The organism is Hymenobacter sp. BRD67 (assembly GCF_013256425.1).
Taxonomy (GTDB): Bacteria; Bacteroidota; Bacteroidia; order Cytophagales; family Hymenobacteraceae; genus Hymenobacter.
In genome coordinates, this window is the sequence record NZ_CP053904.1 from 2,828,929 (window position 1) to 2,849,223 (window position 20,295).

At 59.8% G+C, this 20,295-nt stretch carries 13 protein-coding genes; 11 read left to right on the forward strand and 2 right to left on the reverse strand.

Annotated features, from left to right (window positions below; all coding sequences use genetic code 11):
- The first annotated feature begins 186 nt into the window (after positions 1–186).
- The 11 genes from GKZ67_RS25220 to GKZ67_RS13225 all read left to right on the forward strand — a co-directional run bounded on the left by GKZ67_RS25220 (position 187) and on the right by GKZ67_RS13225 (position 18,289).
- The gene (locus tag GKZ67_RS25220; RefSeq protein WP_173242991.1) at positions 187–549 is read left to right on the forward strand and encodes a twin-arginine translocase TatA/TatE family subunit; all 363 of its coding nucleotides are present in this window, start codon (positions 187–189) and stop codon (positions 547–549) included.
- Between the two features lie 37 nt (positions 550–586).
- The gene (gene tatA, locus GKZ67_RS24670) at positions 587–1,063 is read left to right on the forward strand and encodes a twin-arginine translocase TatA/TatE family subunit (protein WP_173242997.1); all 477 of its coding nucleotides are present in this window, start codon (positions 587–589) and stop codon (positions 1,061–1,063) included.
- 3 nt (positions 1,064–1,066) lie between these two features.
- A complete protein-coding gene (gene gatA / locus GKZ67_RS13185; protein WP_173243000.1) occupies positions 1,067–2,503 on the forward strand; it encodes an Asp-tRNA(Asn)/Glu-tRNA(Gln) amidotransferase subunit GatA in 1,437 nt (478 codons plus the stop codon).
- A gap of 116 nt (positions 2,504–2,619) precedes the next feature.
- Positions 2,620–4,848, forward strand: coding sequence for a LysM peptidoglycan-binding domain-containing protein (locus GKZ67_RS13190; RefSeq protein ID WP_173243003.1), 2,229 nt, complete (start codon positions 2,620–2,622; stop codon positions 4,846–4,848).
- A gap of 223 nt (positions 4,849–5,071) precedes the next feature.
- Positions 5,072–7,342 (forward strand): NADP-dependent malic enzyme, encoded by a 2,271-nt coding sequence (locus tag GKZ67_RS13195; protein ID WP_173243006.1) that lies wholly within the window; start codon positions 5,072–5,074, stop codon positions 7,340–7,342.
- A 178-nt stretch (positions 7,343–7,520) separates the two neighbouring features.
- Positions 7,521–8,126, forward strand: a complete 606-nt coding sequence (gene ruvA / locus GKZ67_RS13200; RefSeq protein WP_151089416.1) for a Holliday junction branch migration protein RuvA — start codon at positions 7,521–7,523, stop codon at positions 8,124–8,126.
- A 192-nt stretch (positions 8,127–8,318) separates the two neighbouring features.
- Positions 8,319–10,010 carry a cell surface protein SprA gene (gene sprA, locus GKZ67_RS13205; protein WP_173243009.1) on the forward strand — a complete coding sequence of 564 codons (1,692 nt, stop codon included), beginning with the start codon at positions 8,319–8,321 and terminating at the stop codon, positions 10,008–10,010.
- 53 nt (positions 10,011–10,063) lie between these two features.
- Positions 10,064–15,994 carry a cell surface protein SprA gene (gene sprA, locus GKZ67_RS13210; protein ID WP_254244812.1) on the forward strand — a complete coding sequence of 1,977 codons (5,931 nt, stop codon included), beginning with the start codon at positions 10,064–10,066 and terminating at the stop codon, positions 15,992–15,994.
- A 92-nt stretch (positions 15,995–16,086) separates the two neighbouring features.
- The gene (gene gcvH, locus GKZ67_RS13215; RefSeq protein WP_151089417.1) at positions 16,087–16,467 is read left to right on the forward strand and encodes a glycine cleavage system protein GcvH; all 381 of its coding nucleotides are present in this window, start codon (positions 16,087–16,089) and stop codon (positions 16,465–16,467) included.
- 87 nt (positions 16,468–16,554) lie between these two features.
- Complete coding sequence (locus tag GKZ67_RS13220; protein WP_173243015.1) at positions 16,555–17,532, forward strand: VanZ family protein; 978 nt, start codon at positions 16,555–16,557, stop codon at positions 17,530–17,532.
- Positions 17,533–17,692: 160 nt separating this feature from the next.
- Positions 17,693–18,289, forward strand: coding sequence for a M28 family metallopeptidase (locus tag GKZ67_RS13225; RefSeq protein ID WP_173243018.1), 597 nt, complete (start codon positions 17,693–17,695; stop codon positions 18,287–18,289).
- Positions 18,290–18,438: 149 nt separating this feature from the next.
- Here GKZ67_RS13225 and GKZ67_RS13230 read toward each other — a convergent pair whose 3' ends face one another.
- Both GKZ67_RS13230 and GKZ67_RS13235 read right to left on the reverse strand, forming a co-directional pair.
- On the reverse strand, positions 18,439–18,981 hold the full coding sequence (locus tag GKZ67_RS13230; RefSeq protein WP_173243022.1) for a hypothetical protein: 543 nt from the start codon (positions 18,979–18,981) through the stop codon (positions 18,439–18,441).
- Between the two features lie 367 nt (positions 18,982–19,348).
- Positions 19,349–20,257: a YicC/YloC family endoribonuclease gene (locus GKZ67_RS13235; protein ID WP_173243025.1), complete on the reverse strand. Its 909-nt coding sequence runs from the start codon at positions 20,255–20,257 to the stop codon at positions 19,349–19,351.
- Positions 20,258–20,295 lie beyond the last annotated feature (38 nt).

The following is a 20,295-nucleotide window of genomic DNA, read 5'->3' on the forward strand; positions in this document are numbered from 1 at the left end:
TGGCTGGCAGTTGGTCAGAGTCCAACTTTCCAAAAATAAACGCAGGTAGCTGCCGGCTCTCCACGTAGAGAGGCCGCTTGGCTTAAAGGCGTTAGGCCGCCAGCCGGTACCTTTGCCCGTCCAAAGCCTTCGTTTTTACGTATCTTCGTTTTCAACCATTTCTACGGCTTTGCAGCCGGCCCGCCCATGCTCCTTTCCTTGCCCTTATTGTTTCTGAGTAATCCCCGAACCATTATATTCATCATCTTTATTCTGGTGCTGTTTTTTGGGGCCAAGCGCATTCCGGAATTGTTTCGGGGCGTAGGCCAGGGGGTGCGTGAGTTCAAGGATGCCAGCAACCCTGAGCCGCAGCGGCCTGCTAACCCGAATTACAACCAGCAGCCCGGCTACAACCAGGGTGGCTATCCGCAGCAGCCGCAGCAAGGCTACGCGCAGCAGCCGGGCTACAACCAGAACGGCTATCCACAGCAGCCGCAGCAGTATGGCCCCCCGCGCAGGGCCAGATGCCCCAAGCCCCTTATAACCCCAACACGCCGGCCAGCTAGGTAGCCAGCCTTATCCGTCTCCGCTTTTACTTTTTGTACTTATGAACTCCCCCCTGCTTTTCTTAGGCGACATCGGCGGCTCCGAGCTGATTCTGATAATGGTCGTCATTCTCATTTTTTTTGGCGCAAATAAAATTCCGGAGCTGGCCCGGGGCCTGGGCAAGGGCATCCGCGAGTTTAAGGATGCCAGCAGCGAAATCCGGAACGAGTTTGAGCGGGCCGGTCAGCAGAGCCCGAATCAGCCGTATAACAATCAGGGCTACAACCCCAACCAGCCCTATCAGCAGCAAAACCCGGCTTATGGCCAGCAGCCTGCGCCCTACCAGCCGGCACCCGGAGCGCCTACTCCGCTGGCCGGCGACTACGTAGCGCCGGTAGCGGGCTATACCGCGCCGGGTGCCGTAGATTTGCCGACGGCGGGCCAGCCAACTTTTCACCAGAGCACTCCCATTCCGCCTACGGCGGATGCGGTGCATGGTACGCAGCCCCGCCTCGACCAGCCATCAACCGACGTTTAAGATTTGAAACCTCTGTTTTCTTCCCTTTCGGAAATTCAGCGCGAGCTGGCGGCGGGCACTACGTCCTGCCGCCAGCTCGTTGAGTATTACCTCGATAACATCAGCCAGCGCAACGCCGAGCTGAACGTGTTTCTGGAGGTATGGGCCGATGAGGCCCGTCAGCAGGCTGTTGCCGTAGATGAAAAGCTGGCCCAGGGCACGGCGGGTAAGCTCGCCGGTATGGTTATCGGGCTGAAAGACGTACTGGCCTATCAGGGCCATTCGCTGCAAAGCAGCAGCCGCATTCTCAACGGATTTAAGTCGCTCTTCACCGGTACTGCTGTGCAGCGACTACTGGCCGAGGACGCCATTTTTATTGGTCGCCAGAACTGCGACGAGTTTGCGATGGGCGGCTCGAACGAAAACTCTGCTTTCGGCCCCGTACGCAATGCGCAGGACCCCAGCCGGGTACCGGGCGGCTCGTCGGGCGGCTCGGCCGTAGCCGTCCAGGCCGATATGTGCCTGGCCTCCATCGGCTCCGATACGGGCGGCTCGGTGCGTCAGCCGGCCGCGTTCTGCGGTGTTATTGGGCTCAAGCCTACCTACTCGCGCATTTCGCGCTACGGGCTGGTAGCATTTGCGTCGTCTTTCGACCAGATTGGGCCCATTACGCACTCGGTAGAAGACGCCGCCCGCCTGCTCGAGGTAATGGCCGGGGCCGATGGCTACGATAGTACTGCCAGCCAGGAGCCGGTGCCAGCCTACAGCGAGCTGCTTAATCCAGCTGCTCAGTACCGTATCGGCTATATAGCAAATGCTATAGAACGTTCGGGTTTGCAGGCCGAAGTACATGAGGCCCTGCAGCAAACGCTCGATACGCTACGTAGCCACGGCCACACGGTAGAGGCAGTGGAGTTTCCGCTGCTGGAGGAAATGATTCCGACCTACTACATTCTTACCACGGCCGAGGCCAGCTCCAACCTCTCGCGCTTCGATGGCGTGAAGTACGGTTTCCGGGCACCCGACGTCACGGACCTGGAATCGCTCTATAAAAAGACCCGCGCGCAGGGTTTCGGCCCCGAAGTACAGCGGCGTATTATGCTGGGCACCTTTGTATTGAGCGCCAGCTATTACGACGCATACTATACCAAGGCCCAGCGCGTGCGGCGGCTTATTAAAGAAAAAACTGACGAGCTGCTGCGGCAGTTCGACTTTCTGGTGCTGCCTACTACGCCTACTACGGCTTTCAGGCTTGGTGAAAAGCAAGACCCGGTTTCGATGTACCTGGCCGATATTTTTACGGTGCAGGCTTCGCTGGCCGGAGTGCCTGCCATTTCGATACCCGCTGGCCAGGACCATGCGGGCATGCCCATTGGCTTACAGATACTAAGCGGGGCATTTCGGGAAGCTGATTTACTGGCTTTTGCCAATACGCTGACCACGGTAGAAGCAGCCAACTAGGTTAGCCAGCGGCTTTAGCATTGAGCGAGGCGCGCAACAGTACCGGCAACCCCGCCGTATTGTTGCGCGCCTCGCTTCGGTTAGGTAGTTCAGTAATTGTCATTTACCTTAGCCTTATGAAAGCTTTACAGCAACCGTCCGCGCCCTTTACCGGCCCGCGTAGGCCGCACCTGGCGCGGCGACTGTTGCTGCTAGCCCTTACGCTGGGGGCGGTTCCGGCCTTGGCGCAGCGAGTACCGCGCAGCCACGAAGCCCCCCGCCCACCCCAATCCAGCCTTATTCCGGGCGATACCATCCGGCAGGTAGTAGAGCTTCCGGCCGCTACGCTCGACTCGCTGGCGGCCGAGCCGCTGACTGATCCGGCCGTTGACTCGGCCCGCCTGGTGTGGCTCCAAACGCCGCCTACGCTCTACGAGCTGGTAAACGACCGCATGAATTGCATCGAAACCGATGCGCCCCATCAATTTAACGCGGCGGTTCTGGCTTATGTGCGGCTGTTTACCGAGCGCCAGCGCGGCTACACGCAGCGGGTGCTGGAGCGCGAGCAGTTCTACTTTCCGACGTTTGAAAAATACCTTGCTCAGTATAACCTGCCCACCGACCTGAAGTATCTGTCGGTAGTAGAGTCGGCGCTGATACCCACGGCGAAGTCGCCGGTAGGCGCGGTAGGATTGTGGCAGTTTATGCCGCCTACGGCCAGCGACCTGCGCCTGAAGCGCGACGAATGGGTAGATGAGCGCATGCACCCCGAAAAAGCCACCGAAGCTGCTTGCAAGCATCTGCGCTATTTGTACGGAGTATTCCACGATTGGGAGCTGGTGCTGGCGGCCTACAACTGGGGCGCGGGCAATATGCAGCGGGTTATTCGCAAAACCGGCAAGCATACGTTTTGGGAGCTCTATCCGCATCTACCAGCCGAAACGCGCAATTATGTACCCACCTTCACGGCTATTATGTATGCCATGAAGTATGCCAGCGAGCATGGCCTGAACGACCCGGCGCTGCGCTACCAGCGCTATGAGCCCCTCGATACCTTGGGCTTGCGCGGCCAGGCCTTCGACCTGCGCCGCCTGAGTCGGGCGCTGGGCTATGCCGACTCGCTGACGCTGGGCCGCTACAATCCCGAAGTGCGTCATGGCGGCCTGCCCGCCGGCTACCGGCCCTACGTGTTGCGCTTCCCCAGCGCTGCCCGCGAGCACCTTGGCGAGGTAGACCGTGCTACGCTGCTGGCTTATTGCCAGCCGCTTACCGACCTGCCGCAGCTGCTACCTCCCCGCCTGGTGCGGCTGGCGGGCGTTGCGCCCTGGCCAACCCGCGATGAGCTGGCCGCCAGCACCGGCCCCCGAACCGAAACCAGCGAAGCTACGCCGCGCTACCGCCGCCTGCACTACACCGTGCGCCGGGGCCAGACGGTAGCGACCGTGGCCGAAAAATTTGAGGTGAGCCCGGCGCAGTTACGCCGCTGGAACGAGCTGCCCAGGCATGCCACCCTGAAGCCCGGCCGCGAACTGGTCGTGTTTGTGCCCATGCCAGCCACCCCGGCACCTGCTCCCGTAGCAAGCACGCTACCTGCTACGCTGGTACCGCACCAGATTGCTCAGGCTGATAGTGGGATGCAGGCCCTGGCGGCCGCCAATGCGCGCTACGCCCGCGAGGCCCAGGTACTGGCGCAACGCGAGGCTGCTCAGGCACAGGAGCTGCTGCGTATTCAGAAACAGCAGGCGGCCCGCGTGGCGGCGCAGCAGCGCCAGGCTATTTTCCGAGCGGCTGCCCTGGCAAAAGCAGCGGCGGCCGAAGAAAAGGCCCAGCAGCTGGCTACTGCTAAGGCCCAGGCCGCCGCCCCCGACGACCTCGTGGCCAGCGCCGATAGCAGCGCGGCTCCAGCTCACCCCCGCCGCAGCCGCCCGAAGACACTGGCTGTTGCGCTGGCGCAGCCCCGCGAAGCAGCCGAGCCTTCACTGGCTTTAAAGGCTGGTAGCACGCCAGCCCACAAAGCAGACACGTATATCGTGCGGCCCGGCGACAACCTGACTAAGCTGGCCCAGGAGCATGGCGTGACGGTAGCGCAGGTGCGGGAATGGAATGAGCTGCCGGGTGAAAGTGTGCTGGTAGGCCAGCGGCTGCGCTTTGGCGCCGCTCCCGATGCCCTGGCCACCCGCGCCGACGGCCGCCGCAAGCCTGAGCGTGCCGAGCCCCGTCTGAGTACGCATACGGTGCAGGCCGGCGATACGCTCTATAATATCTCGCGCCGCTTTGGCGTAAGCGTGGAGGAGCTGCGCCGCCTCAATCACCTTACTACCGATGCCGTGAAGCTTGGGCAAAAGCTGGTAGTGCAGGCTGGCTGAATTTACAGCAAGCTATCCGCTCTTATTCCTGACCAAGCAGCGCGCAAGACGGGCGCTTCCTCCTGCACTTGCCAGCTCTGGCCGACAACCTTTCTTGCCCCACCGGCGCCCGGCGTAGTGTTCGCCGGGCGCTGTTTTTTTAGATAAGCCCGGCCGGTATAGCCAAATGTACCCGAACTTGCGGCCTGGAATTCCGCCCTGCCCAGTAACCTATACGATTGCGATGCTTAAGATAAACCGCGAAGATGCCCTGGCCTACCACGAGCAAAGCCCGCAGGGGAAGATTGAAGTTGTTCCCACTAAGCCCGTCAGCACCCAGCTCGACCTGGCGCTGGCTTACTCGCCGGGCGTGGCCGAGCCGTGCAAGGAAATCGCCAAAAACCCCGACGACGTGTATAAATACACGGCAAAAGGCAACCTGGTAGCCGTTATCTCAAACGGCACGGCCGTGCTGGGCCTAGGCAATATCGGGCCCGCCGCCAGCAAACCCGTGATGGAAGGCAAAGGCGTGCTATTCAAGAAGTTTGCAGGTATCGACTGCTTTGATATTGAGATTGATGCCAATGACCCCGACGAGTTTATCCGCATCGTGAAGGCGCTAGAGCCCACGTTTGGCGGCATCAACCTGGAGGATATTAAAGCTCCTGAATGTTTCCGAATTGAGACAGAATTGAAGGCGCTGATGAAGATTCCGGTGATGCACGACGACCAGCACGGCACGGCCATTATCTCATCGGCCGCGCTGCTGAATGCGCTCGAAGTAGTGGGCAAAAAGATTGAGAATATCCGCCTGGTAGTGAGTGGCGCTGGCGCGGCCGCCATTTCCTGCCTGCGGCTGTACGTGGCGCTGGGCCTGAAGATTGAGAACGTGGTTGTCTTTGATAAAGACGGAGTTATCAATACCCAGCGGACCAACCTTGCTCCGATTCAGATGCAGTTTGCCACCAAGCGGCCGATTTCGACGCTCGACGAGGCCATGGAGGACGCCGATGTATTTCTGGGTCTTTCGGCCGCCAAGGTGCTGCCGGCCGGCCTGCTGCTGCGCATGGCCAACGACCCCATCGTGTTTGCGCTGGCCAACCCGGAGCCTGAAATCAGCTACGAGCTGGCCACCAGCACCCGGCCCGACCTGATTATGGCTACCGGCCGCTCGGACCATCCGAACCAGGTAAACAATGTATTAGGTTTTCCCTATATATTTCGCGGCGCGCTTGACGTGCGGGCGACCGAAATAAACGAGGCCATGAAGCTGGCGGCCGTGCGCGCCCTGGCCGAGCTAAGCAAGGAGCCGGTGCCCGATATGGTGAACAACGCTTATGGCGACAACACGCTGGCGTTTGGGCGTACGTATCTCATTCCCAAGCCCCTGGACCCGAGGTTGATTACCAGTCTGTCGCCGGCCGTGGCGCGGGCCGCCATGGAAAGCGGCGTGGCCCGCCGGCCCATCACCGACTGGCAGGCCTACGAAGACGAGCTACGGGCACGCCTGGGCCTCGACCGCAAGCTGATGAACCGCATCACGTCGGCGGCCCGAGCTAACCCCAAGCGCGTGGTATTTGCGGAGGCCGACAATTACAAGATTCTCAAAGCGGCGCAGCTCGTGCGCGACGAAGGCATTGCCCACCCCATTTTGCTGGGGCCGCACGCCAAAATTCAGGCCATCGCCCAAGCCAACAACATCGACCTAGAGGGCTGCGAAATCCTTGATATTCTGCAGGATGAAGCCACGCGCACCGAGTATGCCGAGCTGCTGTACGAGAAGCGGCAGCGCCGGGGCATTACCCTGTACGAGGGCAAGCGCCTGTTGCGCGAGCGCAACTATTACGCGGCCATGATGGTGGAAACCGGGGCTGCCGACGCCTGCATTACGGGGCTTACCAAGGATTATGGCAAGAGTCTCATCCCGTCGCTGCAGGTTATTGGGCCGGCCGACGGCATCAAGCGGGTATCGTCGATGTACATTATCCAGAACAAGAAAGGTCCGTATTTCTTCGCCGATACCACGGTGAACATTAATCCGACGGCGGAGGAAATGGTGGAGATTATCGGCCTGACGGCCCGGGCCGTGCGCTTCTTCGACTCGGAGCCGCGCGTGGCGGTTATCAGCTATTCCAACTTTGGCTCGAATGCCGGCCCGCTGCCCGAAAAAACCCGCCGGGCCACTGAGCTGGCCAAGCAGCGCTACCCCGACCTGCTCATCGACGGCGAAATGCAGGCCAACGTGGCCCTGAACCTCCAGCTGCTACAGGAAAACTACGGTTTTTCGCCTTTGGCTGCAAAAGGAGCTAACACGTTGATTTTCCCGAATGTAGAGTCCGGCAACATTGCCTACAAAGTGCTTCAGGAAATTGGCGGCTCCGAGGTAATCGGGCCGGTGCTGATGGGTATGCGCAAGCCGGTGCATATTCTACAGCTCGGCGCTAGCGTGCGCGACATCGTGAACATGACCGCCATTGCGGTAGTGGATGCGCAGCGCGACGGCAAAGCGCTGTAGCGTAGAGCTTGAGGGATGAAGATTCAATGTTATTTTTGATAGATTGAATGTGCTTGGTGGGCGGCCGGGAATTGTTTTTCGGCCGCTCTCTACCACTTATTCAACCAAACGGCCTTGCACTGGCTGGGGCAATCGGCCCGCCTTTGGTTACTGGCTGACTTCACCCCACCCCACCCCTATGATTGCCTACCTCGACGGTAAACTCGCCTATAAAGACCCTACCCAAGCCATTATTGATACTGGTGGCGTGGGCTATGAGGTAAAGATTTCACTGGCAACTTACTCCAAGCTGCCCGTCGAGCTGGAGAAAGTGAAGGTGTACACCTACCAGCACGTGAAGGAAGACGGGCAAACGCTCTATGGCTTCCTGGACCCGAACGAAAAAGCGCTGTTTCTGCACCTGATATCGGTATCGGGCATTGGGCCGGGCACGGGCATCAACATGGTGAGCAGCATGGGCGTGGGCGAGATTCGCCAGGCCATTGTAAACGAAGACGTGCGGGCCATCCAGAGTATCAAAGGTGTGGGACCCAAAACGGCTCAACGCGTGATTCTGGAGCTGAAAGACAAGCTACGCAAAGACGAGCTGCTGGCCAAAGCGGGGGTTGACACCGTGCCGCTGGCCCGCCAGCACAATACGCAGCGTCAGGAAGCGTTGCAGGCATTAGTCATGCTGGGCTTTGCCCGTGCTGCCGCTGAAAAAAATCTTGACCAGATTCAGCACAAGCACGGCAACGACCTGAGCGTGGAAGAGCTCATTAAGTTTGCCCTGAAATCACATTAGGGTTTTAAGCCAACATCTTCTGCTTCCTGTAAGCACCATGCGCTAGCGCACGGCCTCCGGCGAGCTGCCGGGGACCGCCCCGCTGCCAGCGCCTGGCAAAGCCTACCAGGTTGCTAGCAAGGTTTTGGCCAGCTACTCAACATTGTCTAAATCCGGTCCCGCTTTGCCGCGGCGGCCGCACCTGCCATCTGCTTGAAGTCTCTACTGTCTGTCGGTTCTAAATTCGCTACTTCGGGTACGCTATTGGCGGTAGCCGTGGTATCGTCGGTGTTGGTGGCTGTGTGGGCAGCTCCGGCAGGGGCGGCCGGGCGCCGCTACCCGACTACCTGGAATACGTGGGTAAGCCGGTTAGGGTTGCCGCTCCAGGGCCTGCCGGCCCAGACTACGCCGGCCGATACCAGCCGCTACCGGCCCAGCCGCCGCCCGCGCCTGCGCACCGTGCGCGACCGCCCGGGCAGCCACTTCTCGCCACGGGGCCGCCGCTCGCCGCTGATTTTGCCGCTGCCCAAGACTGTGAAGCTGGTGGTAACGCCCGACGACAGCCTGAAGAACTACAACGTGCGCGAAACGGTGGGCTCGCAGATAGACTACCGCGACCCCACCACCATCTCGCAGCAAGACCTGCTGAAGTACCAGGAGCGGCAGGCCATCAACGACTACTACCGGCAGAAGGCCATGGGCGGCATTGCCGGGGCGCCCGCCGCGCCGGGCAGCCCGCAGGCCCAGCGCCTGATTCCGAAAATATACCTCGGGCCGGTGGCCGACCGCATTTTTGGGGGTTCCTACATTGATATCCGGCCCGCCGGCTCGCTCACCTTTAAGGCGGGCGCGAAGTTTAACGTAAACCGCAACCCGGCCCTGACCCTGCGCCAGCAGAGCGTAGGCGACTTCATATTTGAGCAAAACATGAATCTGAGCCTGAGCGGGCAGGTCGGTACCAAGCTCAAGCTGACGTTTAACTACGACACCAAGGCGGCATTCGACTTCGACAACCAGATGAAGTTTGACTACGCCGGGCAGCCCACCGACATTCTGCGCAAGCTGGACCTGGGCAACGTGAGCATGCCCCTGAACAACTCGCTGATTACGGGCGGCTCCAACCTGTTCGGCATCAAGACGCAGCTGCAGTTTGGCCGGCTGGGCGTTACGGCGGTGGCCGCCACGCTCCGCGGCTCGCAAGACGAGGTGCGGGTGCAGAACGGGGCGCAAAGCCGCACGTTTGAGCTGAAAGCCAGCCAGTATGAGAAAGACCGACACTACTTTCTGTCGCAGTATTTCCGTGACAACTACGACCAAGCGCTACGCGGACTGCCTACAGTGCAGAGCGGCTTCGAGATTCGCCGCCTGGAAGTGTGGGTGACCAACGACAACCGCACCACCGACAACCTGCGCAACGTAGTAGCCCTGATGGACCTGGGCGAGCCCCGGCAGGAGCGCCTCTACCGGCAGCAGTTTTTCAACCAGGGCAGTACCCCATCGATAAAGACGCCACCGAAGAACCAGGCCAACTACCTCTACCAGTCGCTGCCCAAAGCCACCGATGCCAACCGCAACAACCTCAGTATAGAAACCTATCTGAACAGCCTCTCAACGCCGGGAGGTAGTGTATCGATGGTCAAAAACCTGGACTACGAGCGCCTGCGTGCCCGTAAGCTCATGCCCAGCGAGTACACTTTCAACGCCCAGCTTGGCTATGTAAACCTGAATACGGCCCTGCTGCCCGACCAGGTACTGGGCGTGAGCTACGAGCTGCTCTACAATGGCAAGTCTTACACCGTGGGGGAGACGCAGACGGAGTACACCAACGTGGGGGCCGACCAGGTTATCTTCCTCAAGATGCTGAAGGCTACCAACCCAGGCGTTGGCATTGCCGACCCAGCGTAAACCCGGCCAACCCCAACCTGCTGACGCACAACACGCCGACCTGGGATTTGATGATGAAAAACATCTATTCCCTGAATACCTCCCAGGTGAACCGCGATAATTTTCAGCTTCAGCTTATCTACAAGGACGACATCACGGGCGTTGACCTGATTTCCTTGAAAGAGGGGGCTAAGATTCAGAACATTCCGCTGATACAGGTCATGGGCCTCGACCGCGTAAATGCCAACAACGACCGCAACCCGGATGGCAACTTCGACTTCTTCCCCGGTATCACCATCGATACGGAGCTGGGCAAGATAATATTTCCCAGTGTGCAGCCATTCGGCTCGTACCTGAAGGCGCAGTTCGATACTACGGGCACCACGCCCGGCTCTAACCAGGCCAATGAACGGCTGCTGGCCCAGAAATACGTGTACCAGGCGCTGTATAACCAGACGCAGAGCGATGCGCAGCAGCAGCAGACCAAGGACAAGTTTGTGCTGCGGGGGCGCTTTCAGGGCACGAGCACCGATGAGATAAACCTGCCGGGCATCGGGGTGGCGCAGGGCTCGGTAAAGGTGTACTCGGGCAGCACGCTACTTACCGAAGGGGTTGACTACCAGGTTTTCTATGACCAGGCCAAGGTTAAGATTCTCAATCCCTCATACCTGAACTCAGCCAACGAGCTGCGGGTCGACTTTGAGAAGAGCGCCCTAGTGCAGGTGCAGCCGCGCAAGCTGCTGGGGGCCCGCTTCGACTACGCGCTAAACAAGGATATTACGCTGGGGGCCACGGCGATGCACATTCTGGAAAACCAGGCGCCCGGCATCAACCGCGTGAACGTAGGCGACGAGCCGGCCAACAACACTATTCTGGGAGCCGATATCAGCCTGCGCAAAGACAGCCGGGTGCTCACCAAGCTGGTGGATTACCTGCCCTTTGTGTCGACCAAAGAAGTATCGACGGTGGCCTTTACCGGCGAGGTAGCCAAGCTCATTGCCGGGCAGTCGCAGCTGGGCAACGGAGAAAACGGCGTGAGCTACCTCGACGACTTCGAGAATGCCCGTACGCCCTACACGCTGGGCGGCCTGGCGGCCATTCCGTCCTGGCGCCTGGCGGCTACTCCCGCGCCCATTGCGGGCAGCAACATTGATGGCCTGGTCAATGGCTACCACCGCGCCAAGCTGGCCTGGTACACCATCGACCAGACGTACTACACCGGTGGCCCCAGCGTGCCGGCCGGCATCACCACCCAAACATTAAATAACCACTATACTCGCGGCGTTCCGCGCAACGAGATTTTCCCGAATAAAGACCTCGGGGCAACCGGCAATGGCTACGAGTATACGTTTGACATGGCCTACTACCCCGAGGAGCGCGGCCCCTACAACTATACGCCCAATATTCAGGGCAGCGCAGGCCGGTTGTTCTCGCCGGCCGCCGGCCTGCCCGACAATAAGTTTGGCGGCATTGCGCGCGGCATCACCTTCGATACCGACTTCGACAACGCCAACGTCGAGTACCTCGAATTCTGGCTGCTCGACCCTTTCATCAAGGGTAAGAATGGCCTGGTAGCGGCGCTCAACAGCGACCCGACCAGCCCACGGCAATACGTGGACGATACCAGGGGCGGCGACCTGTTTATCAACCTGGGCAACATCAGTGAGGACGTGCTGCGCGACCAGGGCCAGCACGAGTTTGAGAACGGCCTGCCCGTGCCGGGCGACGACCCAGCCACCACTACCCAGCCCACTCCCTACGGCCGCGTCACGACCCAGCAATTTCTGCTCGATGCCTTTAATGCTACGCCCGGCGCCCGCGCCAGCCAGGACGTAGGCCTGGATGGCCTGAATGATACCGACGAGCAGGCCTTCTTCAAATCGACGCTGGCTGACCCCTCGGCCGACGACTTCCACCACCACCTCGACCCGATTTACGACGCCAACAACACCCAGCTTCTGGGCCGCTACAAAGACTACGACAACTACGAAGGCAACTCGCCCGAAAACTCGCAGCTCAGCTCCACGGCTTACCCCGACAAGGAAGACCTGAACCGCGATAACGTTATCCAGACCACCGAGCAGTACTACGAATACCCCATTCACCTGGTACCCGGCCAGCTCACGGTGGGCCAGAACTACATCACCGACAAAGTAATAGCCACGGCCCCCAGCGCCACGGGCGGCAGCGGCGAAAACGTAACGTGGTACCAGTTCCGGGTGCCGATACGCCAGTACCAGCGCGTAGAAGGCAATGGCGGCCAGCCATTTGGCTTTAAAAACATTCGCTTTGTGCGCATGTACATGACCGGCTGGCAGCAGCCGGTGGTGCTGCGCATGGTGCAGCCGCAGTTTGTGGCCAACCAGTGGCGCGAATACCTGAGCCGTATCTCGGACCCCAAGGCCGGGCCCATTGCCGGCATTGCCACCGATGCCGACGCGTTTACGATTTCGACGGTGAGCGTAGAGGAAAATGGCTTAACGCAGGGCAGCACCGGCTCTAATGCGGCTATTCCGTACGTGGTGCCGCCCAATATTACCCGCGACGTGGAGTATGGCTCCACGGCCGTATCGCGGCAGCAAAACGAGCAAAGCCTGCGCCTGTGCGTGGATAACCTGCGCGACGGCTACGCCAAGGCTTCTTACAAAAACCTCACGACTAACCTGCTGCGCTACAAGCGCCTGCGCATGTACCTGCACGCCGAGTCCAGCAACGCCGGCGTTACGGTTGCTGATAGCAGCGTGCGGGCATTCATTCGCATCGGCACCGATTACAGCCAGAACTACTATGAATACTCCCTGCCGCTGGTTATCACCAAACCCGGCTCGACTGCCCAAACCGACGTGTGGCCTGTTGCCAACAACGTAGACCTAGCCTTGCAGGACTTTATCGACGCCAAGGCTGCCCGCAATGCCCAAGCAGTAGTAAGCTATACCATTCCCTTTACGTATCGGCGGCCCAACGGAGTTATCATCACGGTAATCGGCAACCCCGACCTGTCGGCGGTGCAGGGCTGCATGATTGGCATTCTGAACCCGGTGGCTACTGCTACCAACTCCGATGCCAGTGAAAAGAGCGTGTGCTTGTGGGCCGATGAGTTTCGGGTATTTGACTTTGACAGCCAGGGCGGCTGGGCCGCCAACGCCCGCCTGAACGTGAAGCTGGCCGACCTGGCCAACATCACGGCCACCGGCTCGTTTATTGGGGTGGGCTTCGGGGGCTTGCAGGACAAAGCCCAGCAGCGCTCGACCAGCGACGTGCTGCGTGGCGACCTCAACGCCACGGTGGCGGCCGAGAAGTTCTTGCCGGCTCAGCTGCACCTGAAAGTACCGGTGCTGGTGCAGGCCGGCCGCCAGACCATCACGCCGCAGTACGACCCGCTCGACCCCGATACCAAGCTCGACCAAAGCCTGCTGAAGTTTAAGGATGCGGCTGCCGCGACCGAATATAGAAATCTGGTAGTAGACCGCACAACCACGCGCAGCATCTCGGTGCTGAACGTGCGCAAGGAGCGGGCGCCCACCAAAACCAAGCAACATCCCTGGGACATCGAGAACGTGGCCGTCAGCTACGCCATCACCGAGCGCCTGCACACCGACATTAATACCCAGCGCGACTATACGCAGTCGTACACCGCTGCGCTAGCCTACGTGTACCAGACCCAGCCGCGCAACTTTACGCCCCTGGCAAAGCTCAAAGCACTTGATAATCCATATTTAAAGATATTTCAGCAAATCAACTTTACGCCGCTGCCCTCGCGCTTCTCGTTCCGCACCGACCTCGACCGGCGCTACAACGAGCGCTTTTTGCAACGTGTAACCGAGCCCGGCACCCTGCCCAGCACGGCCGGCATCGACGGCGTCTTTTATAAATCTTTCTACATCAGCCGGATATATGACCTGAAGTGGGACCTGACCAAGGCGCTTATTTTCGATTACACGGCCAACAACCGGGGCGTGATTGACGAAGGCGCGGGCCAGAGCATTGGCAATAGCGCCGATGCTATTACTAACCGCGCGCTGCTCTGGGACCATCTTAAAACTGGCGGCCGTACTACCAATTTCACTCAGACGGCCGCTCTCACTTATCGCCTGCCCCTCGACAAGTTTCCGCTCACCGACTGGCTCTCAGCCGATGCGCGCTACTCGGCCCACTATAGCTGGCAGGCGGCCTCCACGGCGTTGCGGGCGGGCATCTTTAATCCGGCCCGGCGGAGCGATGGCAGCCTCGACACTACCTCGACCGTACTCAACCTCGGCAATACCATTCAGAACAATGCCGAAATGAGCGCCAATGGCAAGATTGACCTGGTGAAGCTCTACAACAAGGTTAAATTCCTGAATATTATCAACAACGCCCCGCCGCCGGCCCGGCCCCCGGTCGTGGCCATTGACCCCAACAACCTCACTCGGCCTAAGCCGGCCGCGCCCGACACGGCCCGCAAAGACCCTTTGCGCCTCGTAAAAGCAGTGCTGAGGGCTGTGATGACGGCGCGTAATCTCAACTTCACTTATACCCGCTCCACTGGCACGCTGCTGCCGGGCTATCTGCCCAATACCAACTTTTTGGGCTTGCAGCGCAGTACGCTCGCGCCGGGCATTCCCTTCATCCTGGGCAAGCAGTATGACCCCGGCGAGCTGTATGGCTACGCCAACGCGCGGGGCTGGTACACCGACCAAAGCCAGTACCTGAACACGCCGCTGTCGAATATTCTGACCGAAAACCTCACCGCCCGCACCGCGCTGGAACCCTTCCGGGGCTTTAATATTCAGCTCGACCTGCGGCGGCAGAAGGTGCGCAACAACGAGGCCTACTACCGCCGCGCCATCGATACCACCAGCGCCGCTTACCAGGAGCTGGGCACGCTGGTTCCCGTGCAGGGCCAGCCTGGTCAGCCTTACATAATGGCCCCGACCCAGGCGCTGGGCACCGGCACGTACAGCGCGACTACCATCACCATCCAGACCTTATTTAACGACCTGGGGGCCAATGGCGAAACCAGCAAGGCCTTCGACCGCTTTGTCCAGAACCGGGGCATCGTGCAGCAGCGCTTGCAGGCGGCCAACCCGAACACGACCATCACGACCACTACGGGGGGCATCACGACTACACAGGTGGTGCCTGGATACTACAGCTACAACTCGCAGGATGTGCTGCTCCAGAGTTTCCTCGATGCCTACCACGGCAAGTCGTCGGATGGCTACCAGGCCAAGGAGTTTGACCCTTTCGGGGTGATTCCGCTGCCCAACTGGCGCATCGACTACAACGGCTTATCCGACCTGCCGGCCATTCGCAACGTCTTCCGCTCGTTTACCCTGAACCACGCCTACTCGTCGGTATACAACATGGGCGGCTACACCACCTCCACCAACTACGCCTCGGAGCCCGGCTTTTTTAACAGCAGCGCCGGCGATATTCTGCCCTACGTACTGAACTCGACCGGCCAGTACGTGCCCTACTACGTTATCGGGCAGGTGAGCATTGTGGAAAGCCTGACCCCATTTATCGGTGTCAATTTCCAGACCGTGAACAACGTAACCGGCCGCGTGCAGTACAATACCAGCCGCGCCGTGGCCCTGAACGTAACCAACGCCCAGATAACCGAGCTGCACACTACCGAGCTGGTTATCGGCCTGGGCTACGCCGCCACCGGCTTTAAGCTGCCCTTCCGGGTGGGGGGCGAGCAGCGCACCCTTAAAAACAACCTCACTGCCCGCCTCGACCTCAGCATCCGCGACAACGCAACCATTCAGCGCAGCATTATCAACTCGGTAGACCCGCAGGAGGCGACCACTACTACGCCCAGCTTTGTGGGCACTTCCAGCAGCCAGATTACCAACGGCTCGCTGCAAGTTCAGCTGCGCCCCACCATCGACTACCTGCTCAACGCCCGACTCAACTTGCAGTTCTACTTTACTCAGACCATCACCCAGCCCCGCGTGAGCAATGCCTTCCGCAATGCCACCACCGAAGGCGGCATTCAGCTGCGCTACAGCCTCCAGTAGCGGGGCCGGTACCGGGCTTCGGGTTTCTCTGGCCTTCGGCGGGCTGCCCTTACTTTTGCCGCAGGTTTGTCTCTTACTTCTCCCCTTTCAGTATGAATATCCCCGCCACCCTGCACTACACCAAAGACCACGAATGGATTAGCGTGGACGGTGACACGGCCACCATCGGCATTACCGACCATGCGCAGCATGAGCTGGGCGACATTGTGTATGTTGATATCGACACGGTCGATAAAGACGTTGCGCAGCACGACGTATTCGGTACGGTAGAGGCCGTAAAAACGGTTTCCGACTTATTCAGCCCCATCAGCGGCACCGTGCTCGAAGTAAACCCCAAGCTGGCCGACGCGCCCGAAACCGTAAACTCGGACCCTTACGGCGACGGTTGGATTATTAAGATGAAGATAGCCAACCCCGGCGAGGTAGCGGCCTTGCTGTCGGCCCAGGCCTACGGCGAGCTGATTGGCGCGTAGCGCGGCCCGTCGGCCTTACCTTACCACACGTCATGCGGAGCGGCTTCGGCCCGCTGCGCATGACGTTCTTTTTTTGCTTACCCCGCCATGAAAACGCTTACCCGACGCTTCTACGGCCGTCTGGCCCTCGCCTGGGTCGCCGTGATGCTGGTCCTGACCCTGACCCCGGCGCAGGACATGCCCCGCACGCCCGAGTGGAAGCTGCTTTCGTTCGACACGGCCGCCCACGCCGGGGTATTTGCCGTGCTGGCCGGCCTGGGCTGGCTGTGGGCACGGTGCGTGCCCCGGCTGGCGCGCTACGCCGGCGGCTGGGTGCTGCTGGGATGCGTGCTATTTGGCAGCTTAATTGAGCTACTTCAATATTTAATGAACATGGGCCGCCACGCCGAGTGGACCGACCTGCTGGGCGATACCATTGGGGCAGCACTGGTTCTGGCCGGGGCGGGCCTGGCCGGCCGCGGCGGGCGCCGGTCGGCGCTACCCCTGGCCTTCTTGCTAGTGCTACCCGACTACGCCCACGCCCAGGCTACCGAGCCCGATTTGGCCCGCGCCCGCCGCACCATCGAAGAGTTAGCTTCCCCCAAAATGCACGGGCGGGGCTACGTGCAGCAGGGCGAGCACCTGGCCGCCGCTTACCTGCGCGGCCGACTGCGCCAGCTGGGCCTGCAGCCACTGGCGCCCGATTACACCCAATCTTTTACGTTGGATGTGAATACGTTTCCGGGTGAGCTGCAGGCCCAACTGACCGGGCGCAACCCTCACAACCTGCGGCCCGGGCGAGACTTCATCGCCGCGCCCGAGTCGGGGTCTGATAAAATTGCCCGCGAGTTTCGCGCCTGGCCCTTAGACACCCTGATTTTTACGGATACGGCAGCCGTCCGGCGCTATACTACGGGTTTGGCAGGAATGGTACCGGGCGTGAAAGCTACGCCCTGGGTAACCGGCTACCTACCCAACGCGACCGTCATGCGCGCCCGCGACGAGGCCCGCTTGCCCACGCTGCCCCCGAATTGCAAAAACGCCTGGCGGCCGGCGGCCCCCGCCTCGTTCTGGTCCCCAAGCTGACGGCCTCGCTGGCCGGTACGCAGGCCCCCAACTCCGCTTCGACATTCTGGCCAGCCAGTGGCCTACCGACCCGGCCGGCGGCTTAACTCCCCAAACCATCCGGCTACAAGCCGACGCCCAACTCCTGCGCCACTACCAAACCCAGAACCTCGCTGCCATCGTGCGCGGACGTACCCAGCCCGACAGCTTCCTCGTAGTCTCGGCCCACTACGACCACCTCGGCATGATGGGCCGTAAAACCTACTTTCCCGGTGCCAACGACAACGCCAGCGGCGTGGCGCTGCTGCTGGAGCTGGCTGCCTACTATGCCCGGCCCGAAAACCGCCCCGCCTGCTCGGTTGTGTTTCTGCTTTTTGGGGCCGAAGAAGCGGGACTGCTGGGCTCTACCTATTTCGTGCAGCACCCGCTGGTGCCGCTGGCCCGCATCAAATTCCTGCTCAACCTCGACCTGCTGGGCACCGGGGAGGAAGGCGCCACCGTAGTAAATGGCCGGGTGCACGAAGCGGCTTTTCGCCGGCTCACGTTCTTCAATGAGGCCCACCACTACCTGCCGCGCCTCACCGCCCGGGGCCCGGCCGCCAACTCCGACCACTTCCCGTTTTCGCAAGCCGGGGTGCCGGCATTTTTCCTGTACACGCGCGGCGGCAGCCTGGCTTACCACGACGTAAACGACCAGCCGGCCGCGCTTTCGCTGGCGGGCTTTGCGGGTGCCTTCGGGCTGGCCCGCGACTTTCTGAATGAGCTAGCCAGCAATTGATTATTTATTATATTAAGCTTTTTAAATATATAAAATATTCATCCACCCGCTGCCCCATATTATAAAGACTGTATAAACGCAAAAAACCCCAGCCTAGTGGCCGGGGAGTTCTGCGTCTGGCGCTGCAAGTACAGCTTAAACTGGTGGCCCTAGCTGTTGGCTTTGAGTGAGTTCAGGATACGCTTGGCCAGGGGCTCCCATTCGGGCTTCTGGCGGTCGGCGCAGTTAAATGTGCAGATGAGCAACTTACCCTGCACGTCGGTGAAGAATACAAGCGTGTACACTTCGTGGCCCATCTCGGGCTTCATGAATTCGAGGTAGCCTACCTTACGGTTGCCTACTTCCTTCACACCTTCGCCAAACCAGGTAGTTTGCTTATACTGCTTATGGTAAGCCTTGGCAAAGTTATCCTGGTACACCTGCACCATGTCCTGGTCGGCGTCGTTGTCAGAATAGTTGAAGGCCAGCGATACCAGGTTGTTATTGGTGAATACTACGCTGGGGCGGCTGCTGGCGTGGGCATAGGCAAAATCCATCTGCTGCTCGGTCATAACCTCGAAGCCTTTGGGAATCAGCACCTCCACGCGCTCGCTTAGCACGCGCTTCTTTACCAGTTCAATCTCAGAAGCGGGGCGCGCTGCCATGAGTAGGCTTGCGCAGGAAGTGAGCAGCAAGAGTACTATTTTTTTCATGGGAGTAGAGTGGTAAAAGGTAGTAGTAGAAGTAAAATAAAATTTATCCGGTTTTGATTGGCTTTCGATTCGGAATCTAAGTTACACACAAAATGCAACTTCTGTTCCAAAAACACCTCAACGGCTAGCAGGTGCGAAAATAGTTTTTGCAACCCCTGCGCCACTTGGCTTAACTTACTGATTATGTGAGCAAAAACAAGTTCCTTTAAAAGAGAAGGTTTCGTGAAAATTCGTTAAACCGCGCCTGTAGCCGCTTCATTTTTCTTCTATAAATCCAAAAAAGGACTGGAAAGATACAGAGGTTTTTTTCAATTTCAGTAGGTGGAACCTTTTTTACTCTACGTGAAACCCAGGACTTTGGATTTAGCTACAGGATATTATTAAGCTGTTCTTTGATTTTTTCCAGTTCTTCTTTCATACCTACCACCAGATGCTGAACGGTGGCATCATTTGCTTTTGAGCCTATCGTATTGATTTCCCGGCCTATTTCCTGAGCCAGGAAGCCGAGCTTTTTACCCACCGCCTCGTCGGGCTGCCGGGTAGCCAGCTCAAAGTAGTCGAGGTGGGCTGACAGGCGAACTTTTTCTTCGGCAATATCCAGCTTCTCGATGTAGTACAATACTTCCTGCTCGAAGCGGGTAGCATTGAACTGCTCGTGCTGGGTTAGCTCGGCCAGGTGCGTTGCCAGGCGCTGCCGAACGTGCGCCACGCGCTGCGGGTCGTGCAAGTCAACGGCCGCCAGCTGCTGCCGAATAGTAGCTAGGTAGCCCAGAATTTCCTGCTGCAGCGTCTGGCCTTCGTCTTGTCGAAACTGCTGCATGGCTGCCAGCGCCTCGGTAAGCAGCGGTTGTAGCTCGGCCCAGGTTGGCTCTTCGGCTCCGGTTTCGGCTTGGCTGGTCTGGGCTGCTTCGGCTGCCGTGGGCACAACGCCGGGCAGGCGCAGGGCGGCCAGCAGGGTTTCTTCGGTAGCGGCCAGGCCCAGGCTTTGGGCCACGGCTTGCAGCTCGTGAAAGGCCGCCAACAGGGCCGGCCGGTTGAGCGCCGGGGCGGCCGCCGCGCTGGCCGGTCGATTAAAATCAATATTGAAGTTGACTTTGCCGCGCAGCAGGGCCTTGGTGATTTGCTGACGAATTTCGTGCTCGTGCGCTTGCAGAAAGCGTGGCAGGCGCAGGGTGAGATCGAGGGTTTTGGAATTGAGCGAGCGCAGCTCGGCCGTCGCGGTATAGCGGTCCGTATCGCGGTGAGCCTGGCCAAAGCCCGTCATGGAAAGCAACATAAACGAAGAGGTAAGCGCGGGGCATCGGCTGGTTGAGT

Excerpts from the sequence above, each read along its gene's own strand:
- GKZ67_RS13195 (WP_173243006.1), top strand. The coding sequence starts at position 5,072 with ATGCTTAAGATAAACCGCGAAGATGCCCTGGCCTACCACGAGCAAAGC.
- GKZ67_RS13190 (WP_173243003.1), top strand. The coding sequence starts at position 2,620 with ATGAAAGCTTTACAGCAACCGTCCGCGCCCTTTACCGGCCCGCGTAGG.
- tatA (WP_173242997.1), top strand. The coding sequence starts at position 587 with ATGAACTCCCCCCTGCTTTTCTTAGGCGACATCGGCGGCTCCGAGCTG.
- GKZ67_RS13230 (WP_173243022.1), bottom strand. The coding sequence starts at position 18,981 with ATGAAAAAAATAGTACTCTTGCTGCTCACTTCCTGCGCAAGCCTACTC.
- GKZ67_RS13235 (WP_173243025.1), bottom strand. The coding sequence starts at position 20,257 with ATGTTGCTTTCCATGACGGGCTTTGGCCAGGCTCACCGCGATACGGAC.
- GKZ67_RS25220 (WP_173242991.1), top strand. The coding sequence starts at position 187 with ATGCTCCTTTCCTTGCCCTTATTGTTTCTGAGTAATCCCCGAACCATT.
- ruvA (WP_151089416.1), top strand. The coding sequence starts at position 7,521 with ATGATTGCCTACCTCGACGGTAAACTCGCCTATAAAGACCCTACCCAA.
- sprA (WP_254244812.1), top strand. The coding sequence starts at position 10,064 with ATGAAAAACATCTATTCCCTGAATACCTCCCAGGTGAACCGCGATAAT.
- GKZ67_RS13220 (WP_173243015.1), top strand. The coding sequence starts at position 16,555 with ATGAAAACGCTTACCCGACGCTTCTACGGCCGTCTGGCCCTCGCCTGG.
- gcvH (WP_151089417.1), top strand. The coding sequence starts at position 16,087 with ATGAATATCCCCGCCACCCTGCACTACACCAAAGACCACGAATGGATT.